Origin of the sequence: Anabaena sp. CCY 0017, from assembly GCF_963920885.1 — a bacterium.
Classification (GTDB): Bacteria; Cyanobacteriota; Cyanobacteriia; order Cyanobacteriales; family Nostocaceae; genus Nodularia.
This window is the reverse complement of sequence record NZ_CAWUDG010000003.1, coordinates 381,821-404,061: the sequence shown is the minus strand read 5'-3', so window position 1 is coordinate 404,061 and position 22,241 is coordinate 381,821. Positions and strand designations below refer to the sequence as shown.

The 22,241-nt window shown below is 39.4% G+C and carries 18 protein-coding genes; 9 read left to right on the top strand and 9 right to left on the bottom strand.

Translation table 11 applies throughout. From position 1 onward, the window contains the following. Positions 1–233 precede the first annotated feature (233 nt). Positions 234–959, bottom strand: a complete 726-nt coding sequence (locus ACM0OW_RS06240) for an ABC transporter permease (RefSeq protein ID WP_414549163.1) — start codon at positions 957–959, stop codon at positions 234–236. 556 nt (positions 960–1,515) lie between these two features. Between ACM0OW_RS06240 and ACM0OW_RS06235 the strand changes: the two genes are divergently transcribed. Next, positions 1,516–2,604, top strand: a complete 1,089-nt coding sequence (locus ACM0OW_RS06235) for a glycosyltransferase family 4 protein (protein ID WP_414549162.1) — start codon at positions 1,516–1,518, stop codon at positions 2,602–2,604. Positions 2,605–2,692: 88 nt separating this feature from the next. Here ACM0OW_RS06235 and ACM0OW_RS06230 read toward each other — a convergent pair whose 3' ends face one another. The 5 genes from ACM0OW_RS06230 to ACM0OW_RS06210 form a co-directional block, all read right to left on the bottom strand. Beyond that, positions 2,693–3,082, bottom strand: coding sequence for a DUF1499 domain-containing protein (locus tag ACM0OW_RS06230; protein ID WP_414549161.1), 390 nt, complete (start codon positions 3,080–3,082; stop codon positions 2,693–2,695). A 72-nt stretch (positions 3,083–3,154) separates the two neighbouring features. Next, positions 3,155–3,421 (bottom strand): DUF3143 domain-containing protein, encoded by a 267-nt coding sequence (locus ACM0OW_RS06225; RefSeq protein WP_414549160.1) that lies wholly within the window; start codon positions 3,419–3,421, stop codon positions 3,155–3,157. A gap of 6 nt (positions 3,422–3,427) precedes the next feature. Continuing rightward, entirely contained in the window at positions 3,428–3,979 is a 552-nt protein-coding gene (locus tag ACM0OW_RS06220) for a J domain-containing protein (RefSeq protein ID WP_414549159.1), read from the bottom strand. 112 nt (positions 3,980–4,091) lie between these two features. Further along, on the bottom strand, positions 4,092–4,361 hold the full coding sequence (locus ACM0OW_RS06215) for a hypothetical protein (protein ID WP_414549158.1): 270 nt from the start codon (positions 4,359–4,361) through the stop codon (positions 4,092–4,094). A 67-nt stretch (positions 4,362–4,428) separates the two neighbouring features. After that, a complete protein-coding gene (locus ACM0OW_RS06210) occupies positions 4,429–6,123 on the bottom strand; it encodes an iron uptake porin (protein ID WP_414549157.1) in 1,695 nt (564 codons plus the stop codon). A 235-nt stretch (positions 6,124–6,358) separates the two neighbouring features. Between ACM0OW_RS06210 and ACM0OW_RS06205 the strand changes: the two genes are divergently transcribed. From ACM0OW_RS06205 to ACM0OW_RS06190, 4 genes are all read left to right on the top strand, one after another. Beyond that, entirely contained in the window at positions 6,359–9,574 is a 3,216-nt protein-coding gene (locus ACM0OW_RS06205; protein ID WP_414549156.1) for a type 2 lanthipeptide synthetase LanM family protein, read from the top strand. A gap of 5 nt (positions 9,575–9,579) precedes the next feature. Further along, complete coding sequence (locus tag ACM0OW_RS06200) at positions 9,580–11,724, top strand: peptidase domain-containing ABC transporter (RefSeq protein ID WP_414549155.1); 2,145 nt, start codon at positions 9,580–9,582, stop codon at positions 11,722–11,724. A gap of 398 nt (positions 11,725–12,122) precedes the next feature. Then, complete coding sequence (locus ACM0OW_RS06195) at positions 12,123–12,344, top strand: mersacidin/lichenicidin family type 2 lantibiotic (protein ID WP_414549154.1); 222 nt, start codon at positions 12,123–12,125, stop codon at positions 12,342–12,344. A gap of 69 nt (positions 12,345–12,413) precedes the next feature. Further along, on the top strand, positions 12,414–13,907 hold the full coding sequence (locus ACM0OW_RS06190; RefSeq protein ID WP_414549153.1) for an HlyD family efflux transporter periplasmic adaptor subunit: 1,494 nt from the start codon (positions 12,414–12,416) through the stop codon (positions 13,905–13,907). Between the two features lie 288 nt (positions 13,908–14,195). On the opposite strand, the gene ACM0OW_RS06185 is transcribed toward ACM0OW_RS06190, so the two are convergent. Beyond that, the gene (locus ACM0OW_RS06185) at positions 14,196–15,194 is read right to left on the bottom strand and encodes a DnaJ C-terminal domain-containing protein (protein WP_414549152.1); all 999 of its coding nucleotides are present in this window, start codon (positions 15,192–15,194) and stop codon (positions 14,196–14,198) included. Positions 15,195–15,267: 73 nt separating this feature from the next. After that, positions 15,268–17,367, bottom strand: coding sequence for a molecular chaperone DnaK (dnaK, locus tag ACM0OW_RS06180; protein ID WP_414549151.1), 2,100 nt, complete (start codon positions 17,365–17,367; stop codon positions 15,268–15,270). Between the two features lie 318 nt (positions 17,368–17,685). Here dnaK and ACM0OW_RS06175 point away from each other — a divergent pair, with 318 nt between their 5' ends. From ACM0OW_RS06175 to ACM0OW_RS06160, 4 genes are read left to right on the top strand one after another with little or no spacing between them, the layout of a single operon-like run. Next, complete coding sequence (locus ACM0OW_RS06175) at positions 17,686–18,534, top strand: M28 family peptidase (RefSeq protein ID WP_414549150.1); 849 nt, start codon at positions 17,686–17,688, stop codon at positions 18,532–18,534. 59 nt (positions 18,535–18,593) lie between these two features. Next, on the top strand, positions 18,594–20,081 hold the full coding sequence (locus ACM0OW_RS06170) for a site-specific DNA-methyltransferase (RefSeq protein WP_414549149.1): 1,488 nt from the start codon (positions 18,594–18,596) through the stop codon (positions 20,079–20,081). Beyond that, positions 20,072–20,617 (top strand): hypothetical protein, encoded by a 546-nt coding sequence (locus tag ACM0OW_RS06165; RefSeq protein ID WP_414549148.1) that lies wholly within the window; start codon positions 20,072–20,074, stop codon positions 20,615–20,617. Before ACM0OW_RS06170 ends, ACM0OW_RS06165 begins: the two co-directional genes overlap by 10 nt. Positions 20,618–20,674: 57 nt before the next feature. Then, positions 20,675–21,118, top strand: a complete 444-nt coding sequence (locus ACM0OW_RS06160; RefSeq protein WP_414549147.1) for an XcyI family restriction endonuclease — start codon at positions 20,675–20,677, stop codon at positions 21,116–21,118. Between the two features lie 81 nt (positions 21,119–21,199). On the opposite strand, the gene ACM0OW_RS06155 is transcribed toward ACM0OW_RS06160, so the two are convergent. Further along, entirely contained in the window at positions 21,200–22,027 is an 828-nt protein-coding gene (locus ACM0OW_RS06155; RefSeq protein WP_414549146.1) for an SIMPL domain-containing protein, read from the bottom strand. Positions 22,028–22,241 lie beyond the last annotated feature (214 nt).

The following is a 22,241-nucleotide window of genomic DNA, read 5'->3' as shown; positions in this document are numbered from 1 at the left end:
TATCAAATTCAGAATACATATATAGACAAATAAACCTGAACAAAACATCATCTGCATCTATACTAGTAGGGAAAAATACAAATGCAGAAATTTAATTTATTTTTTTGTTCTGGGTACTATTTAAATACGAGGACTTCTGAGATTATATATTTTGATCACAACCCAAATGATATTGTGAAACTCTTGAATTTGTCAAGATTTTTTTATATTGTTAATTCTGCACACCATACAGATTACTTATTGTTATCAAAAGCACGAATTACTTCTGCTATAAAGGCAACAATTGCAGATACTGTAATCAGGATTACACTTAGAGCATTCATATCAGGCTGAACTCCTGTTCTAATGCGGCTAAAAATTTCTATTGGTAGGGTGTTATAACCGCTACCTGATGTGAAACTGGCAATGAGAAAGTCATCTAAACTTAGTACAAAAGCTAGCAGACAGCCAGCGATAATACCAGGCATTAATTGAGGTAATAATACTTGCATAAATGCTTGTATTGGTGTAGCGCCTAAATCTAGCGCCGCTTCTTCTAGATGGGGGTCTAAATTGTTCAATCTAGAAGACACTACAACTGCGATATAAGCTAGGCAAAATACTATGTGAGCTGCAATAATTGTCCACAAACTCAAGGGGATGGCAAAGGCGGCAAGAAAGACTAAGGTAGCTACTGCGATCGCAATGTCTGGAATAATCAAGGGTAGGTAAGAAATACCCCTATACAGATTCTTCCCCAAAAACTGATAACGTGCCAATCCTACCGCCATTAACGTTCCCAACACAGCCGAAATACCCACAGCACAAAAGGCCACTATCAAACTATTTTTCAAAGCTGATAAAATTCGCTCGTCGCTGAATAATTTGTAGTACCAATCGAGGGTGAAACCTTGCCAAGTTGCACTGTAGGGGGACTGGTTGAAGCTATAAAAGCCCAGCACCAGTATAGGCAAATACATAAATATAAATAAAATTACTGTGAAAACCGCCTGCCAGGAGACACGCGGTTTTTTTGATGGAGAAATATGCACGTTGATGATATCTGTAATTGTTGATAACTGATGAACGTGTTCTATATAACTCAAAAATTTAACATTGTCAATATCGGGCAGTAGTGAGTGGGTAATGGATTGAGCAGTTTTTTCATCCCTACCCTCTAGCTATGGGGTGAGACAAACCAAAATCACAGCCTGGCAAAAAAGTCCGCAAAAATTGTCTCCATAAAATTATTTTTGCCGGAAAAATGCCCAATTTAAGCAACATTTTTGCGAAAAGTCTAAATTTTTAATTTGCTTTTATTTTCATTATCTATAATCGCATTTATTTCCTGCCCAAAGCAATATTTCCCTACAAAGATAGAAACAAAATATAGGAGATAGAACATACAATTTCAAGGAAAGTGCTTATTGATTTAGTATTGTTTTTATTTTCAAAGTGCTAATTCAATCGTTTACAAGCACCTCTGAAACAGTAACCAGGCATCTAGTTTTAAGCTTATTTTTTAGGAGTTTTGTAATGCGAATTGCTCAGATTGCCCCATTATCCGAGAGAGTACCACCTCCAGCTTATGGGGGAATAGAGTTAGTTGTAGGATTACTCACTGATGAATTAGTTCGACGAGGACATGAAGTGACGCTATTTGCTTCAGGAGATTCTATTAGTTTGGCAAAGCTCGTATCAGTTCATCCTCGTGCTTTACGACTCGACCCAGATGTTAAGGAACATAACATATATGAAATGCTACAACTAGGCTTTGTATATGAACGAGCAGAGGAGTTTGACATTATTCATTCCCATGTGTGTTGTGCGGCGCTATCCTATGCAAACTTGATTAAAACTCCCACGGTTCATACTCTACACGGTATTTTTACTCCTGATAACGAAAAAATGTTTCAATATGCTAAACATCAACCTTTTGTGAGTATTTCCAATGCCCAAAGGGAACTCAGGTTAGGTTTAAATTATGTCTCCACGGTCTACAATGGCATTGATGTTAACAGTTATAAATTTCATCCCCAACCGGATAATCCACCATACTTGGCGTTTTTAGGGCGAATCTCTCCTGAGAAAGGCACACACTTAGCGATCGCCATTGCTAAACAAACAGGTTATCATTTAAAAATTGCCGGGAAAGTAGATGTAGTTGACAAGGAATACTTTGAGCAAGAAGTCAAACCCCACATTGATGGTCAACAAATTGAGTATTTAGGTGAAGCAAACCATATCCAAAAAAATGCCCTCATGGGAGGTGCTGTAGCAACTCTTTTCCCCATTACTTGGCGTGAACCTTTCGGCTTAGTTATGGTAGAATCAATGGCAGCAGGTACACCTGTGATTGCGATGCAACTAGGGTCTACTGTTGAAGTGATTAAACACGGAAAAACAGGTTTTCTTTGTAATAACGTGGCAGATTGTGTGACTGCTATCGATAAAGTAACCCAGTTAGACCGCTATGTTTGCCGAGAGTATGTCAACAATTACTTTAGTCTGCAACAGATGACTGATGGTTATGAGGCTGTGTATCAACAAATCATTCAAGAACAATCTGCTAAAAATGCTCATATCCACGATGTCGTTAGTCTAGGTAAGAGCAGTAATTCCTAGATGTTTCTTTGTCAGTAATACTTATAGGTAATTGAGAATGGGTAACTGACAGCACCCGTTACCAATTACCTAGAAATGGACAAGCAAATTATTTAAATTTGGCTCGGATTGTTTCTATTCTTTGACGATTAACACCCAAATCACTTTGACCTAAGCGTGAGGCTGAACGTACCTGGATAACATTCGCTTGACGGTCTAGATAAAATTCCACATCATCCACAAATCCCATTAAAGCACTTTTAAATTCGGCATATAAATAATCTTCTGTTGCGGTAATTATTTTTGTTCTTGGTAAGGATTCAATAATTTCTTTGAGATTAGCCAGCGCTGACTGGGGATTAGATGTAAAACTCAGTGGTGAAATGATATGCTCTGGATCTCTATCTTGACTAGAAACACAATTGGGTGAATTGGGACAAGATGCTAATTTGCCGTTATTAACACCTAAATTATGCGGACGTTTCCCTGCAAAAATCATAAAGAATTAACTTTTATCCCATACTAATAATTACATTTCTACCAGATCGGGTTTAGTTTTGGTTACACAATTTTAGGGGCCAGAAAAAACAGCTTGTTCTATATCTTCCCGACTGAGAGAATATTTAAACGAGCGTTGAACTTCTTGCTCATTCTCTCCAGATTTGATATATCTGACTGTAATTTGCTCAACATCAAGCCACAGTTCAGCTTGCCAACTAGGTCGCTGTACACGCCAACAATGTAGTTCATTTTCATCTTGTTGACAGCCCTGGTCTTTTAACCACTTCTCAATTTGTGGTAAGGGATGACTATATAAAGGTGTGTTGGGAGTAAGCATATAAAATTACAGAAAAACAACTAAAAATTCAATAATATTTACTTGTCCAGGGGTGGAGACTTGAGAAATAAGGCTAATTTGTGGTTGGGTAACTTGGGTTGGGATATTGCTTTCACCACGAATCATAGCAACAGCGATCGCTACTAATACACAACCTGCCAAAGTTAAGCCTAACACAAATAATACAAAGATTTCTCCGGCTGATAAGGGGCGATCGCTTGCGTCCAGATACATTGATTTGGAGTAATCGTAAGGTTGACGCGCGGGATGGTTTAAATCCGTGGGTGCTTGAATTACCCCAAAGCGAGAATAGCCAATTTTGGCATCATAACTTAAACGCTTTTCTGGACTGCTGAGAGTGGCGTAAGCTTCATTGATTTGCTGAAATTTGGTAGTCGCAACTGTAGCAGGTAATTCTGTCGTATCTGGGTGATAGAGTTTACTCAATTCCCAATAAGCCCGACGGATATCAATTACCGATGCTGAGGGATGCAGTCCTAGCAAGGCATAATATGTTGTATTCTTGCTGATTTGTCGCTTGCTTCCGTTTTGAGTCACGGTTTTGATTCACTTTGCTCAAATTCAGTTTTTTATATTTTAATGGTTTTATGAATTTACGCGCCGCAAAACTCCATAATTTCAACCCCCAGCTGAGGCTAGGGGTTTGAATCTAGTTTATATCTCTTCCTTGAGCATTAATCGAATTTTGTCTGGTATTTTGACGCACCAAACCAGAGCGCTTTATAGCAGTTTCGGCACGGTTGAGACAAGTAGATAAATTACCATTCACCTCTAGAAACTCATAGAGGAGTTGCGGCGATGCTTGGGCTGGTAAACTCCATCCTACTATAGCTAAACTCAGCAGCAGAGGCTTAGTGCATAGTTTCCGAACAAACTTTCCCAAATCCCATTGCTTCTGGACTGACTTTTCTGTTTTCATTTGATCGTGCAAAATTTAGGTAACTTATATTACCCAATCTTCTCAGTCAAGTTAGCCAAAAGCTGAATTAAAACGTGAAAGTTGTGCGAATTGTACCAATAACCACATCAGGATTATTACTGGTTTGGTTAGGAGCTACCAGCCAAATTACCCCAGGTGTAATGGAAATATGATCATTCAATTTATATTTATAGAAAGCTTCCAAATGTAATGGTGTAGCACGATTAGGAATGGCAGCGATTACATCACTAGTACCACCTAAAAATGGTCGCACATTGGGAATGATCCCAGAACGAGTTGCATAAGGGGGAACACCGGCAATAATTCCGCCCAAATTACCCTCTTTACCCAAATCAGGAAATGCTAAGGCGATCGCATAACTAAAAACATCAGCACTCTCATTATCAGCCCCTGCGGATCTACCTTCCTGATTAGCATACATAAACCAACTATTAATGGCAAACTTGGGAGAAACCCGCCACAAACCCGACACACCATAAGCATTGATTGTGCGTCGCGCATTATCTGAAATTAAACTGGGAGAATTTGCCGAAATTGTCCCCACATCATTCAAAAAAGTCGGTGTTCCAGTGGCGTAGGCGTTGATATAAGTTAACCCAAAAGCTAAATTTGGTGTCGGTTCAATAGTTAACTGCGCCAAAGCTGAATATCGACCATTAAATAAACCTCCGGCCGTAGTACCATTGCCGCTACTGGGAGTTAAATTTTCTGGACTACTAGCATTGGTAGCTAAATAGCCTAAACTCAAGTTAATCGCCGGACTCAATTCATAATTCAACCCCAAACCCGCACCCTGCGAACCAATGCGGTAAATCGGGCTATATTGAGAAAAAGTAGAAAGTGAACCAGAACCGCCATCTTCATCACCAACTGCACTAAACACATTTGGTAAATAGTCTACGTGTTCACCCCGATTCGCAAATACAGCCGCGCGTAATTTCTTACTTACCGGAAACTTATAGCTAACAGTCCCGATGTCTACATTACCCGGAGTATCACCAGAAAATTCGTGATTAAATGTTTGTGAACCTTCTGGGGATGTTTGTCTAGAACCAAAGCTGGCTAATAAAGGATCTGCGCCATAACGAAAACCCCCTGCTCTTTGGGGGTGAGTAGTGCTACCAGATTGGAGTTTAATTTTTAGCTCATCTTGTCCAGTAAAACTACTGGTTAACTTGAGATGAACTCTGTTAGCCAAGATAGCACTATTGGGAGTTACACCAACCCCAAAAGGATCACTGTCTCCAGTCAAAACATCAGTCAGAGCCAAAATCACTTCACCCGAAAGCTTTGTCGTAGTGGAAAACTGCTGACTTTCTAAAACTGCGGTGCGGCTTTCTAGCGAGTCAACTCGTCCCCGCAAAGTAGCCAATTCAGCACTAAATTCCTCTTGTAGCCGTTGGAGAGTAGTTAAATCTTCTTGCTGTACCACATCCAGAGTAGCTGTAGCAATTAGCTCATTAACTCGATTTAAACAAGCATTTAAACCAGCCGCAAACTCATAACGCGTCATCGCCCGATTTCCCCGAAATGTCCCGTCGGGATATCCTGCTACACAGCCATAACGTTCTACTAAAGATTGTACAGCACTAAAAGCCCAATCTGTCGGTTGCACATCAGATAACTGAGATACAGAAGTGACTTGTGCTGCATCATTTTCTATAACTTCACCAGCCCATACCAAGGGAGAAATCGCCACTATTGGCGCTGCTAAGACTAAACCTGACAAAACTTTTAACATCACATTCTCACCCTGATATGCTTTATACTGTAATTCAGATAATGATAATTATTATCATAGTTTAGCTCTGGTGTAAATACTAACGACTTCTCTCCCGTCTCCCTACGGTGTACACACAAGTCCAAAAACCTTTCATTTAGGATGGTGCGCTACGGGACAACACACCCTACTAACGACTTCACTCCTGGGGGTGAGGTTCTTACAACTTCTTAAACACGCTGACAAAATAGCAAAGATGAAAAAATTCAACTCTGAAGATGCTGCTTGGTTTCGCGCGAGGACATTAAAAGAAAGAATTGCAGCGAGTTCCGAAAACTTAGTGTATAATGCTGAATTAGGCAAAAAACGACTGCAAAAATGGAAATCAGAATCAACCTTTACTGATGAAGGTTTATTTGCTCAAAGATTAGCCCAAGATGGTATTACAGAAGCTGAATTTGCTCAGATTTTGGGACAAACTGTAGAACCAATACCTTTAGAATGGCTGAGGGAGTTTGAGCAAGCTTATGAAAATTTAAACGCGCCAGATATCACAAACCTATTAGCTAATTCGAGTTTATCTAGACATCCAAGTTTTGGCTTTTTGAATGCCATTTCTCCCCTCTTAGCTCAGGGTATAATTAAATTAAAATCTGGTTTAAATAATTTCCCCAATCTCCCTGATAATTTTATTAATATTCATCATATCCTCTTAGAGGGATTACCAGAACAACTGCTGTTCATGCTCAATGCTACCTTAGTTTTAGAGATGAATGTCTCTAGATTACAAGGTTTATTAACAGGTAATCATCCCCAAGAGCGATTTGCCAGCTTTATCCGCAGGTTACAAAATCCAGAAGTACAATTATCATTGTGGCAAGAATACCCAGTTTTAGCGAAACAAGTTTTAGCAGTAATTAATCGTTGGGTAGAAAATAGCTTAGAATTTATGCAGCATCTTTGTGATGACTGGCGAGATATTTGTGACAAATTCCAGCCCCCAGTTAATCCAGGTAAATTAATCAAAGTTAAGCGGGGAGAAGGGGAAACTCATAATCATGGCAAGTCTGTTATTATCTTAACATTTGCCAGTGATTGGCAGTTAGTTTATAAACCCAGAACATTAGCAGTAGATGTGCATTTTCAAGAATTGTTATTGTGGTTAAATCAAAAAGGCTTTGCACCAGCTTTGAGAACTTTACAAATTCTCAACCGAGATAATTATGGTTGGGTAGAGTTTGTTAAACCCCAACAATGCAATTCAGCAGATGCAGTAGAAAGATTTTATCAGCGTCAAGGTGGTTATTTAGCTTTATTATATGCCTTAGAAGCTACAGATTTTCACTTTGAAAACTTGATTGCATCTGGAGAACATCCGGTTTTAATTGATTTAGAATCTTTATTTCATCCTCGCAGTGAGATATCAATCACAGCAGCAGATAATCTAGATAGAGAGATGGTTGCAGATTCAGTATTACGGGTTGGTTTATTACCGGAGATAGCCTGGGGAAATACGCAAGCCTCCGGAATAGATTTAAGTGGTTTGGGGGGTGCTAATGGACAGTTAACACCAGAGAAAGTTCCGCAATTAGTGCAGGTGGGAACAGATACTATGCGGGTTGAACGTCAGCAGGCTATTATCGCAGCTAGTCAAAACCGCCCGCAATTAAATCAGCAGGAAGTGAATGTACAAGAATATACAGATGCGATTATAGAGGGGTTTACTGCTGTTTATGGAATTTTATTACAACATCGCCCAGAATTACTTAAGATTTTAAACGGGTTTGCAGCCGATGAAGTGCGGGTGGTGATGCGTGGGAGTCGAACCTATGCTTTATTATTACGGGAAAGCTATCACCCAGATTTTTTGCGTGATGCCTTAGAGCGCGATCGCCTATTTGATAAACTGTGGATAGATGTGAAAAACCGTCCCCAACTCAGTCAAATCATTATCGCAGAACGTGACGCACTGTGGAAAGGTGACATTCCCTTATTTACCACATCTCCCCATTCTCGTGATTTATATCATCAAAACACAGGCTTACACATATCTAATTTTTTCCCCCAATCAGGAATAGAATTAGTACATCATCGCCTGAATAACTTCAGCGAAAAAGACTTACAAAAACAAACATGGTTTATTCAAGCCACCTTAGCTACCTTAGAAATGGCTAAAACTGGGGATAACCATCAAATTAAATTAAGTAAAAAAACCTCAGCTATTACAGTTACAACCCCAGCCACACAAAGCCAATTCTTAGAAATAGCTGGTAAGATTGGCGATCGCCTAGAATTATTAGCCCATAAAAACGGTGATTTTGTCAACTGGATGGGTATCAGCCTCACCCCCAGTCAGCAATGGACATTAGCACCCCTGGGTACAGACTTATACGCAGGTATACCCGGAGTCGCCTTATTTTTAGCCTACCTGGGAGAAATTAGCCAAAATCATACCTATAGAAACCTCGCCCAAGCAGCCATCAACACCCTCAAACAGCGCCTAGAAACCGACTCAGACACCATTAAATTTATCGGTAGCTTTAGTGGTTGGGGAGGAATCATTTATACATATACCCATTTAGGAATATTATGGCAACAACCAGAATTAATCGCCGATGCTATCACTTTAGTTGCAAAAATTCCCCCCTTAATTGCCCAAGACCAACAATTAGATATAATTGCGGGTGCGGCTGGTTGCATTGGTAGCCTCATCAGCTTATACCAAACTTCTCCCCAGCAATTAATTCTCGATGTCGCCATTCAATGCGGTGAACACCTCCTCACCCAAGCCCAAACCACAAACACTGGTATTGGTTGGAAAACTCCAGCCAGTGAAAATCAACCCCTCACAGGATTTTCTCACGGTGCAGCCGGCTTTGCTTGGGCGCTGTGGAAATTAGCCGAAATTACCAAAAAACCAGAATTTCAAGCCGCAGCCACAGCCGCAATTAACTACGAACGCAGTTATTTTGACCCCATAGCCAGTAACTGGTTAGATTTACGGCAAAACGAAGTAAAAAATAGTTTCATGACAGCATGGTGTAATGGTGCGCCCGGTATAGGCTTAGGACGCATAAGTATTTGCGGAGATACACCAGACGAAATCATGTATAAAGAAATCACAACCGCTATCCAAACCACCATCAAACAAGGATTTGGTAATAACCATTGTCTTTGTCATGGAGACTTAGGAAACATTGACTTATTACTAATAGCAAATGCCAAATTACACACCCCAGAAATTGCCAAACAAATTGAAAAAATCGCCAGTCAAACCTTATCAGACATCCAACAAAACAACATCCGTTGCGGAGTCCCACTAGGAATAGAAACCCCAGATTTAATGCTAGGTCTAGCAGGTATAGGTTACGGACTCCTACGCCTTGCATACCCCCAAAGAATCCCCTCCATCCTCCTCCTAGAACCACCCAAAAAACCCTCTCCATCTCTGCGCCTCTGCGCCTCTGCGTGACACAAATGAAATACCCAATAATCCTACAACATAACAGAGAAGATTGTGGAGCCGCCTGTTTAGCCACCATCTCCAAATATTATGGACAACTATTCACCATTACCCGTGTTCGAGAAGCCGCAGGAACAGGACAATTAGGAACAACATTACTCAATCTCAAACAAGGGGCGAAGGTATTAGGCTTTAACGCCCGTGGAGTCAAAGCCCCTATAGACTTAGTAGATAAACAACAAATACCGCTACCGGCAATTATTCATTGGAACGGTAATCATTGGACTGTTTTATATGGACGTAAAGGTAAAGAATATATTTTAGCTGATCCTGCACTAGGTGTAAGAACCTTAAGCAAAAAAGATTTATTAACTGGCTGGACTAATAGTATAATGCTGCTATTAGAACCCTGTCCTGATTTTCTAGAACAACCAGATGATAGAGAACAAGTAGGAAGTTTTAAAAGACTGATACAGCGTCTTTACAACTACCGATATATCCTTGCAGAAGCTTTATTATTAAACTTTGTCGTCGGTTTACTTTCCCTGTTATCGCCCTTTTTAATTCAAATTCTCACTGATGATGTTTTGGTGAGAGGAGACACCCAATTGCTTACAGGTATTGCATTGGGAATCTTGACAATGAGTTTAATTAGTAGCAGTTTACAATGGGTTCAAGGTAATTTAGTTTCCCATTTTGCTCATCGTTTAGAATTAGATTTAGTCTTAGACTTTGCTCGAAATATTTTACGTTTACCCTTATCTTATTATGAATCTCGCCGGAGTGGTGAGGTGGTCAGTAGATTACGAGATATTCAAACTATTAATCAATTAATTTCTCAAGTTGGTGTAGCTTTACCCAGTCAAATATTAATTGCGATCGCCTCTTTAATTGTGATGCTATTTTACAGCTTACAACTAACTATATTATCAATCATAATAGCTATTTTTATGACATTTGCTACTGTAATTTCCTTTCCCCAATTACAGCAAAAAATTCGCAAAGTTTTAGGTATAGCTTCAGAAAATCAAGGAATTTTAGTAGAAACCTTTAAAGGTGCATTAGTCATTAAAACTACCAATGCTGCACCCGAACTTTGGCAAGAATTTCAAACTCGCTACGGAAGACAATCAAACTTAATGTTTCGTACCGTCCAGATGATTTTAACCAATACCATTTTTTCCGGTTGGGTAGCCACTGCTGGGGGAATTATTCTGCTGTGGTATGGTAGTATCTTAGTAATTAATCGAGAAATTTCCATCGGTCAATTATTAGCCTTTAATAGCTTAAATACCAACATACTCGTCTTAGTAAATACCTGCGTCCGCTTCACCACCGAATTTACTCGCGCCCAAGCTGCTACAGAAAGATTAAATGAAGTCATTAACGCCACACCAGAATATTCCGAAGTCACTCAAAAACCAGTTGTAAATATTCCAGACAATGCTGATATTTTCTGTGAAGACATAAATTTCTATCATGCTGGTAGAGTCGATTTATTAAAAGACTTTTCCCTGAATTTACCAGGAGGAAAAGTCATTGCTATTATTGGTAAATCTGGATGTGGTAAAAGCACCATCGCTAAATTAATTGCTAGTTTATATAGTCCCCAGTCAGGTAATATTCGCATACATAAATATAACCTTTCCGATATTGATCCGACTTGCTTACGAAAACAAATAGTATTAATTCCCCAAGATGCACATTTTTGGAGTCGTTCTATTTTAGATAACCTATCTCTCGGTTCTCCCCATATTAGCTTTGAACAAATAGTCACAGCTTGTCAAGTCGCAGATGCAGATAACTTTATTAGTAAATTACCAGAAAAATATCAAACTATTTTAGGAGAATTTGGGGCGAACCTTTCCGGGGGACAAAAACAAAGACTAGCCATAGCAAGAGGAATTGTCACAAATCCTCCCATCTTGATTTTAGACGAATCCACAGCAGGACTAGATCCCGTGAGTGAAAGCTTAGTATTAGATCAATTACTAGCTTATCGTCAGCATAAAACCACCATTTTAATTAGTCATCGTCCCAGAGTAATTAAACGTGCCGATTGGATTGTACTCTTAGAAAATGGACAGCTAAAACTACAAGGTACACCCTCAGAACTCCTGACCATCCCAGGGGAACATTTAGACTTCTTAATTCCCTAGAAAACCCATTAAATTTTCCCCTCTCCTTAGTAAGGCTATCGTGTACACACATCTTGCCAATCAAGCACAGACCCTGAATTTACCCCCCTTAATCCCCCCTTGCAAAGGGGGGAAAATCCGGTTCTCCCCCTTACTAAGGGGGAGTTAGAGGGGGTCAGAAGACTTGTGTATACACCGTAGCCTTAGTAAGGAGAGGGGTTGGGGTGAGGTTCTGTATTTTATGAAAACAACACCGTAAATCCTCCGAGCCATTCCTTGACTTTCCGCATGAGAATGATTATTATTTTAAAGTTGATGCCAAGTCATCAATCATACTTTGACAACTGCGACTTCTAGGGAATATTCCCAGCAAGACGCAGAAAATCTTAGTGAAAACTTTTGCTCAAAAGAGGTAAATTATGTCTAATATAGATATCATTCGCGCTTGGAAAGATGAAGAATATCGCCAAAGCTTAAGTCCTGAACAACAGGAACAGTTACCAGGAAACCCCGCAGGTTTAGTGGAATTAAATGATGAAGATATGTCATCTATTTCTGGTGGTTGTTCAAAGTGTGGTAATCCATTGCACACATTGTGGGTGGGTTGTAAACCCATTGGAGCAGAAGAACTCAGCTTCTAATTGAATTTAGGATTCCAAAAATTAGATTTCCCGATTTTTTGAATCGGGAAACTAAACAAAATAATCAAAATGACTAACACGATTCCCAACTTTCTCCCAACTGCAAAATCTGATGAATACTTACCTAGTATTAGTATTTTGACAAGATTAGGCGGATTATTTCTAGTTAGTTTCGTCGGTGCTGCTATCATGATTGCAGCCTTGACAAAATATCAACAAACTGTGAAAGCATCTGCGAATGTTCGTCCCACTGGTGAAGTGCGAATAGTCGAATCTGCAATAGCCGGAACTGTAAAAAAAATCTCTGTCCAAGAGAACCAGGTAGTCCAACAGGGTGAGGTTTTAGTAATTCTTGATGATACGCAATTGCAAACTCAAACCAGTCAACTGCAAGGAAATATTCAAAAATATCAATTACAACTTGCACAATTAGAGGCTCAGATTCAATCGTTAAATCGGCAAATTTCCACAGAGACAGAACGCAATGAACGTATTATTAACTCAGCCTTAGCCGAACTTGAACGTACACAACGGGATTATCAAGATAGAAAAGTAGCTGTTAGTAGTGAATGGGAAGAAGCCCAAGCTAATATCAAAATTGCCGAAAATGAATTGCTGCAAGTTAAATCAGATTTACAGTCAATTCAGGCTAATTTAGCCAGTGCAGAAGCAGCGTTAAAAGCAGCAATTATCAAACGTTTGCGTTATGAAGATATAGCTAAATCTGGTTCGATTTCTCAAAATCAATTAGAAGAAGTACAACTAGCCGCAACTCAACAAGCGCAATTTGTAGAATCACAAAAAGCTACCGTAGAAAGTCAAAAACAAGTTATTCAACAAAGACAGCAAGCCTTAAACTCTGCAATAGCTAGAAGTAAAAAAGCTGATTCATCTCTTAGTCCTAGTAATGCAGTCATTGCAATTGCTGAAGAAAAAATAGCAACTGAACGGGCTAATGGTAAAACAAACTTAGCTCGATTACAGCAAGAAAAAGAAAGTTTAATTCAACGCCAAATTGAAATTAAAGACCAAATAAATAATACAGGAAAAGAAGTTCAACAGGTTTTAACACAGATTGAAAAAACTGTGATTCGGGCTTCTGCAACTGGAACAATTTTACAATTAGATTTACGAAATCCTGGACAAGTAGTAAGTTCAGGCGGTTCCATAGCTCAAATTGCTCCTAGTCAAACTCCTTTAATTATTAAAGCTCGTGTAGCTGCTGCTGATATTAGTAAAGTATTTATTTGCGATTCTCCAGATGTGGTAAATTGCCAAACAGGACGGGTAAAAATGCGATTTTCTACCTATCCTTACCCCGATTATGGTATAATGGAAGGCGCGGTAAGAACAATTACAGCCGATGCTATTTCATCACAAGAGAACATGACAATTGAACCTTATTATGAGGTGACAATTGAACCGGAAAAACTTTATTTTCAAAGAAATTCACAGCAATATCCTATTCAAGCTGGAATGGAAGTTTCCGCAGATATTATTGCTGATTCAGAGAGTGTATTAACATTTATTCTCAGAAAAACTCGCTTAATTACCAATTCATAAAGGCTTGTAGTGAGGACTTTAGTCCTCTCCATCGCCTCCCAAATTGCTATCCGCAGAGCTTGACAAAAAGGACTGTACCCATCTTACAAACTTAAATAGGGTTTGCTGTTTAGTCCTAAAATTTTTGTCGTAGAGGTAGGGAACAGCGAATAGGGAACAGTTTCAGCCATTTGTCATCCCCAAATTCACGCTTTTGATGGTACACCCTTCAAAAAACTTGCACCTACTTTCGGGTTTATCAGCCTCAAGCCTTCGATGTAGCTAAGTTTTATATTTATTCAGCAAGCCCTAAATATCTAATAAATCAGCGCGGGGTTTAAAGGTTTCTATTTCCCGCAATTTTTCATAAAGTTCCCGTTCTTCAGATGTGATATTTTTGGGCATGACAATTTGAATTTCTACTAATTGATCGCCACGTTTACCGTTTTCACCAGGGTAGCCTTTATTAGCTAAACGCAGTCTTTGCCCAGTTCTTACCCCTGGGGGGATAGTCATTTTTACTGGGCCATCTAAAGTAGGGGCTTCTACTTGTCCTCCTAAAACTGCCTCACAGGGAGTCACTGGAACTTGGCAAAATATATTGAAACCATCTAGTTTAAATAGGCGATGGGGTTCAACGGTAATTTTTAAGTAGAGGTCGCCACCATTAATACCTTGGTTTCGTAACCGGATACTTTGACCTGTTACCATACCTGGGGGCATATTTACTTCAAGCGATCGCCCATCTTCTAGTCTAATCCGTTCTTTACCACCTTGATAAGCCTTTTCTAGGGGTAAAGTTAATCTAGCTTCAATATCTCGGCGGGGTGTGCGTGGCGGGTTTTTGGGAACTGTATACTCAACTCGGCTTTTAGGAGAACGAAATGGATCTGTTTTGGTGCTACTACCCCCATTTTTGCTGTCTCTACGACCCCCTACACCCACAACTTGATTAATAAAGCTCTCAAAATCATTAAACTGTCCTGGATCGACATCTTTAGCACTACTGCGCCCATTGGATGAACCAGCCCAAGTTTTAGCTTTTGGTGCTTTGTTATTTACAAAGCCTTTCTGCTTCCAATAGCGGCTAAATTGGTCATATTGCGATCGCCTAGCCGTATCAGAAAGGACTTCATAAGCCTCACCGATATCTTTAAACTTTTCCTCAGCTTCTTTATTTCCCGGATTAAGATCAGGGTGATATTGTCTTGCTAACCGCCGATAAACCTTTTTAATTTCTTCACCGGAAGCATCCTTAGTTATTCCTAAAATTTCGTAGTAATCGCGAAAATTCTGCAAATTTTGCATAGCTCAATTATTTAACTGTTAATTTGAGATTTTGGTCATAGAAATTGGGGACAGACGCGATTCATCGCGTCTGTTACAACCAATCATCGTCATCATCATCCCAGTTATCTTGGTAGGTTGGTCGCGTGGGTTTGCGAGAGGAACGCCTGTCGTCGTAGACTGGGGAACGGCTATCTCTGCCGTAATCCCTATCGTAGTCTCTGTTGTAGTCTTTGTTGTAGTCCCTGCCATAGGAATCACGGGAATCACGTTCTCGATATGAATCACGGGAAAAATCGCGATCGCGATCGCGTTCCTTGTCGCCACCTGTAAAGATGTCACGAATCGTCCCTAACAAGTCCTCGTCTTCGTCATCAGCATAATACTCACGGACTTCTCGGTTCAGTTCATACAAAGCATCTTGTAAGTCAGCATAGGCTTGATCAATGCCCCGGTCTTCATTTTCCTGGAGACTTTCCCGCAGTTCCCGACAAATACCATCAATGCGCTGGCGACGGTTACGGGCAAACTGCATCCCAAATTCTAATGCCACTTCTCTAAGTTGCCGTTCTGCTTGTAAAATTAAAGCCTCAGAACGAGTCCGTTTTTCTACCCTTTCTTTCCGTTCTCGGTCAACATCAGCATATTTTTGAGCATCCTGAATCATCCGATTTACTTCTGATTCGCTCAAAGTCGAAGCACCTTGAATAGTGATGCTTTGTTCTCGTCCGGTAGTTCTATCTACAGCTGTTACCTGCAAAATTCCGTTAGCATCAATATCAAAAGATACCTGAACTTGGGGAATTCCTCGTGGCGCTGGTGGGATACCATAGAGCTTAAAACGTCCCAATGACTTGTTATTTGATGCCATTTCCCGTTCACCCTGGACTACGTGAATTTCCACAGTGTTTTGGTTATTTTCTGACGTAGAAAAAATATCAGAACGGCGGACTGGGATAGTAGTATTGCGGGGAATCAGTTTTTTCATTACGCCACCAATGGTTTCTAATCCCAAAGATAATGGCGTAACGTCCAAAAGCAGCACATCTTTGAGTTCACCCGCCAAAATACCTGCCTGAATGGCAGCGCCGATGGCTACAACCTCATCAGGATTGACATTTTCATTGGGTTCTATACCGATTAAATCTCGCACTAACTGCTTGACTATGGGCATTCGTGTCGAACCACCAACTAGCACCACTTCTTCAATATCTACAGGAGAGAGTCCCGAATCTTTGAGTGCGCGTTTGACTGGTGTCCGAATACGACTGATTAAATCAATACACAAACCTTCAAATTGAGAACGAGTCAGGCGAGTTTCTAGATGTTTCGGACCGTCTGCCGTGGCGGTAATAAAAGGTAAATTAATCTCGGTGACGCTGACAGCCGAAAGTTCAATTTTCGCCTTTTCCGCAGCTTCCATGAGACGTTGTAGAGATTGTCTCTCCCGTCTTAAGTCTACCCCTTCAGCTTCTAGAAATTGGTCTGCTAACCAATCGACTATTTGTTTATCAAAGTCATTACCACCCAGTTGAGTATCTCCACTGGTAGCTTTGACTTCAAAAATGCCATCACCGACTTCCAAAATTGACACGTCAAAAGTACCACCACCCAAGTCAAAGACGAGGATAGTTTCAGTTGTACCCCTATCTAGGCCATAAGCCAAAGACGCAGCTGTAGGTTCATTGAGAATCCGCAACACTTCTAAACCGGCTATTCTGCCAGCATCGCGGGTAGCCTGTCGTTGGGAATCATTAAAATAAGCTGGAACTGTAATTACTGCCCCTGTCACGGGTTCACCCAAATAGCGACTAGCATCCTCTGCCAATTTTTTCATCACCATTGCCGAAATTTCTTCCGGGGCGAAATCCTTTTTGAGACGGGGACAGGGAATTTTAATATTACCTAATTCGTCTTTGCGGATAGTATAAGGTACACGCTTAGATTCTGGGCTGAGTTCACCATACTGTCGCCCAATGAAGCGTTTAACTGCAAAAAATGTATTTTGTGGGTTGAGAACGGTTTGCCGTCTGGCCATTTGACCAACCACCCTCTCGCCCTCTTTGCTGAAGCCGACAACAGAGGGTGTGGTTCGCATTCCTTCTGCATTGGCAATCACCACCGGCTTACCACCCTCCATTACGGCGACTACTGAGTTGGTTGTACCCAAGTCGATGCCGACTACCTTGCCCATGCGTTACTCTTCTCCTAGCGTGTCTTGTAATTTTATGATGATTATGCGGGACTACCTCTAGCTGTTTGCTATTGGATAAAAACACTTCAATGATATGATAGTCATGATTAGGGTAAGAAGTAGAGGAGTTTAAGCTTGAGTAGCTAGTTGCAAGACTAGGATAACATTGGGAATGCTAAGTATGTCCAAGTAGTCTAAAGTATTATCCTGCAAATACTGAGCTTTACCGTTTCTTCAAGTTGGGAAATCCACCCTGATCAAAGTTGCTTTTCCCTTTCTAGTGTGACAAAAAGTTGATATTGCAACTATTTTAAAGCCTTGAATTTAAAAGAGCGATTACTAAATCATCTGCGGCAGATAGCGAGAGAACGAGATCCTTACTTAGCCACAGCCGGCCATTTTTTTGTTCAAGAATACATTCGTCAAGAATTTGCCCAATGGGAAAGTGTGGAAATCCACACCTTTTTAGTACGTGGTAAAAGCTGTAAGAATCTCATCCTCAATTTACCGTGTCAAACTGGTTCGCAAAAAAAAGATTTACCACCAATTTTAATTGCGGCTCATTACGATGGTGTACCAGGGACACCAGGTGCAGATGATAATGCTACAGGTGTGGCGGTATTGCTGGAGTTAGCCAGAAGATTTGCGGCTGAACCTGTTCAATATCCTTTAAGGCTGGTGGCTTTTGACATGGAGGAATATGGGTTGCTGGGTAGTGCTGAATATGCAGCTTTGTTACATGAACAACGGCAACCTCTGCGTTTAATGATATCTCTGGAAATGTTGGGATATCGTGATTTTACTCCTAATTCTCAACGTTATCCTTCTCCTTTAGAACGGTTTTATCCCAATCAGGGCGATTTTATTGCTTTAATTGGCAATTTACGCACAATTGGCGACTTAATCGGGATGAGCCGCAATATTCGCCAAGTTGGTGTACCTAGTCAGTGGCTACCTGTGCCGAATCGTGGTTTAATTGTTCCTCAAACTAGACTCAGCGATCATGCGCCTTTTTGGGATTTGGGTTATCCAGCGATGATGGTGACAGATACGGCTTTTTTACGGAATCCCCATTATCACAAATCTAGTGATGCGATCGCTACTTTGGATTTAGATTTTCTCACAGGTGTTTGTGAAGGTTTAGAAGTAGCTATTCGACGGTTGTAATTTTTGGAGAACTTACGATTTTTTAAAGAGCTAATTAAATAAAAAAATACACAATTGAAATGCCGAAAGATTCCAATTTATCATTACTAGATACAGATGCACTATTTGTCCCTTCTGCCGTTGAAAGAATTATTTTGTATAAAAAATTTCAATCAAAGATTATTCACAATTCTTATTTAGATAGAACATTAGTGAGTTTTCAAGCTAATAAGCAGTCTCCATTTTCTTCATGGTTCAAGTATCGAGAAGGGTTTTCAGAACGTTTAGTTACTTATCTTTTACAAAAATTCCAGCCACAACCAGGTATTATGCTCGATCCATTTTCCGGTTCTGGTGCATCTTTATTTGCTGCAAATTCTTTAAGTTGGCAAACTATAGGAATTGAAGTTTTACCTGTAGGAATTTTCGCCACCAAAGCCAGAATTCTTGCTCACAAAATTGATGTGAATGCCTTGAAGAACATAATTTTGCAATTAAAACAAATAAATTTATTAGATTACTATGATGAAAATTACAAATTCAAACATCTAAAAATTACTCAGGGAGCATTTTCTCCAGAAAATGAAAAGAAATTAGTTAGCTACATTTCCTTTTGTTATAACAATATCTTGGAAGAAGATATACGAAACATCCTATTATATGCTGCTTTTTGTATACTTGAAGACATTAGCTACACTAGAAAAGATGGTCAATATTTACGCTGGGATAATCGTTCAAGTCGTTCTCAAGGAAAAACACAATTTAATAAGGGAAAAATTTTAAATTTTGAAGATGCCATTTACCAAAAATTAAAGCAGATTTCATCTGACTTAGTTAGTGATTCTATTCAATTAGGCTTATTTGATGAACAGCCAGTATATCAATCTAAAAATTGCGAAAATATAAAATCTCATCTTTACCAAAGTTCATGTTTAGAAACTCTCCCAACTCTCCCAGAAAATAGTATTGATTTCGTGATGACATCGCCACCTTATGCTAACCGATATGACTATACTCGTACCTATGCACTTGAATTAGCATTTTTAGGTTGTGGTGACGAAGAAGTAAAGCATTTACGTCAAACAATGTTGTCATGTACAGTAGAGAATCATGAAAAGCGTGATTATTTGGAGAATTATTATACTAACTTAAAGCGTTATCAGGATTTCTTAAAAATAGAAACAACTTTCCAAAATCAGGCAGCTTTACAAGAAATATTAATCATTTTAGAAAATTACAAAAAAGAAGGTAAGTTGAATAACAAGAACATTGTCAAAATGGTACGTAATTATTTTTACGAAATGTGTTTTGTTATTTATGAATTAGCTCGCGTTCTGAAGGTTGGCGGTATAGTAGCAATGATAAATGATAACGTTAGATATGCAGGTGAGGAAATTCCTGTAGACCTCATTTTATCTGACATCGCCGAAAAATTTGGACTACAAACTCAATACATTTGGACATTAGGACGAGGAAAAGGCAATAGCAGTCAACAAATGGGAAATCACGGACGCTCAGAACTGCGTAAATGTGTATATATTTGGGAAAAGCAAGTACCGTGTTCATAGAGGAAACTAATCTCTTAATTGAGGCTAATCGAATTAACTATCGGTTGCGTTCAACTTTCTTTTATCGCAAACTTAAAGAATACAAAACGCTATCCTTTCACGTCAGAATTAATGAACTATTACCTGTCAAAGATTTATACAGTTGGGAAAATCGGATGAACTGGGGTATTGGAGAAGATGCGTTTACTTACATAAATGATCATCCTAATTTACAACTTATTCAGGTATTTTGTCACCCTAGATTAATTCGAGAACACTCTACATTATTAGCTTACTATCGTAATATTGCAGCACTGTCTCAGAAGGCTATTAACAATTTATTACGAATAGATGTTAAGAAGATTGAAAATGACCAACTTAATCGGTATCCTTTGACTGAAGACAAAGCTTATGCACTTGCTCGACTTTTTAATGAACATATATCATTGATAATTGATAGTTCTATAGAAAGTTTTACAGAAGAAGAATTATATGGAGTTTTACTAGCATCTACGGGCGCACAAATTGATGTTTCCTGGCGTAATGCTATTGGATAGGAAGCAGAAAAAGTTGTCCAAAGACTTATTATCAAAGAAGCTAAAGAACATAATCTTTTGGCTGCTTTTATTCCTCGGATGAATACAGGAATTGAATTGTATAATCCTGATAGACTGGAGGAACAACTAGGAAATGTTGAATGTTATCGTGGTGTGATGTTGGCAAACCAGACATCAATACTATTTTCTAGTGAACCTGATATTTCATTATTAAGTAATCAGGGGACAACAATCGGTGTGATTGAGGTAAAAGGAGGAACAGATCCAGCCGGTGCGCTGGAACGGTATGGGGCTGCAAAAAAATCTTTTGAGGAAGCGCGTCGCAGTAATTCAGAGGTGAGAACTATTCTCGTTGCTAGTTGTATAACCAATGAAGTACATACTCGTATTCAAAATGATTCAACCATTTCTACTTATTTTAACTTGACAGAAATACTGAGTGAAAACTCAAGACAATATGATCAGTTCGTTCAAGAAATTTTTTCACTTTTAGAAGAATGATGTTTAGTGAAATAATTAATATACAAAGGCTGCGATCGCACTTTAATTTCCTGCAAATAAACAGCGCGATCGCTTAAAAAATTACTGCACTGTGTATGTGACAAAAATATCCTTTTTCATTTCTATTTCTGCCGGAACCTCTGCATTACCCGATGGCGAGGATAACAAACCACCAAAAGAGGGTAAAGGCAGTCCTCCTTTAGAACTACATGAGGGATAAAACATTGAGTAAAACGGCTCGGCTACAGAAGCACCACCCAGTTTAACACCCATAGCCGTTGCTAAGGCTTGAGCGCGACTTTGAGCATCTTTCATGGCTGATTGATAAGCTGAACTTTGCAAAGCCTGACAGTCATTGACTGCATAATTAACACTAACATCCTCGATACTCACATTCTCAAGTTTGCTCGTGGCTGTGTTTGCTGCGGCAATAATATCTTGGACTTTTTCACTCGTTGGCTTGTCTAGCCTTAGCAATATTTTAGCGCTATTTGCACGGGAATTATTGCTAATTTGTACTTTAATATTATTAGCTTTAATACCTTTGGCGACTAGACTATCTACGACAGGTTTCAGGATAGCTTGAGTTAAGTTTTTTTGGCTGATTAAAGATGGCTGGTTAGAAAATGGTTCTGTTGGTTTTTTATTATTTGAGGATATAACACGGCTGGCTAGTAAAGAAAATTCTTGCGGTTCTAACTCATTCTTAATACTATCACCACTGATGGATAGTTCAATATCGACGATATCTGCTGGCACTTTTACTATACCTTGACCAATGACCATCAAGGTATTGCGATCGCTTGCTGGTGGATAAAACAATTGGGCGTTCACAACTCTTGGTATTAACGCTTCTACACCGACAGCGACAGTAGCACCCATCATTATTAATGCAGTGATTTTTTTCATGCTGTGGACATTCCTTTTAAAACTAGTAATTGTCACATTTTACACGTCAAAAGTGAATGTGTTCTACAGCATCACTGTAAAGTTTTAAACCTTAAGAAAGTATTATTTTTTTGAGATATCGACCGAGTTTAAATATGCGACTTTTAGAATCCTGTTAGAGACTTTGCATATAATGGATTCACATTTTTTGTGGCAAATGTCTATTAGTCTTAAG

Excerpts from the sequence above, each read along its gene's own strand:
- ACM0OW_RS06230 (WP_414549161.1), bottom strand. The coding sequence starts at position 3,082 with ATGATTTTTGCAGGGAAACGTCCGCATAATTTAGGTGTTAATAACGGC.
- ACM0OW_RS06205 (WP_414549156.1), top strand. The coding sequence starts at position 6,359 with ATGAAAAAATTCAACTCTGAAGATGCTGCTTGGTTTCGCGCGAGGACA.
- dnaK (WP_414549151.1), bottom strand. The coding sequence starts at position 17,367 with ATGGGCAAGGTAGTCGGCATCGACTTGGGTACAACCAACTCAGTAGTC.
- ACM0OW_RS06185 (WP_414549152.1), bottom strand. The coding sequence starts at position 15,194 with ATGCAAAATTTGCAGAATTTTCGCGATTACTACGAAATTTTAGGAATA.
- ACM0OW_RS06215 (WP_414549158.1), bottom strand. The coding sequence starts at position 4,361 with ATGAAAACAGAAAAGTCAGTCCAGAAGCAATGGGATTTGGGAAAGTTT.
- ACM0OW_RS06240 (WP_414549163.1), bottom strand. The coding sequence starts at position 959 with ATGTATTTGCCTATACTGGTGCTGGGCTTTTATAGCTTCAACCAGTCC.
- ACM0OW_RS06170 (WP_414549149.1), top strand. The coding sequence starts at position 18,594 with ATGCCGAAAGATTCCAATTTATCATTACTAGATACAGATGCACTATTT.
- ACM0OW_RS06210 (WP_414549157.1), bottom strand. The coding sequence starts at position 6,123 with ATGTTAAAAGTTTTGTCAGGTTTAGTCTTAGCAGCGCCAATAGTGGCG.
- ACM0OW_RS06225 (WP_414549160.1), bottom strand. The coding sequence starts at position 3,421 with ATGCTTACTCCCAACACACCTTTATATAGTCATCCCTTACCACAAATT.
- ACM0OW_RS06195 (WP_414549154.1), top strand. The coding sequence starts at position 12,123 with ATGTCTAATATAGATATCATTCGCGCTTGGAAAGATGAAGAATATCGC.
- ACM0OW_RS06200 (WP_414549155.1), top strand. The coding sequence starts at position 9,580 with ATGAAATACCCAATAATCCTACAACATAACAGAGAAGATTGTGGAGCC.
- ACM0OW_RS06155 (WP_414549146.1), bottom strand. The coding sequence starts at position 22,027 with ATGAAAAAAATCACTGCATTAATAATGATGGGTGCTACTGTCGCTGTC.
- ACM0OW_RS06190 (WP_414549153.1), top strand. The coding sequence starts at position 12,414 with ATGACTAACACGATTCCCAACTTTCTCCCAACTGCAAAATCTGATGAA.
- ACM0OW_RS06235 (WP_414549162.1), top strand. The coding sequence starts at position 1,516 with ATGCGAATTGCTCAGATTGCCCCATTATCCGAGAGAGTACCACCTCCA.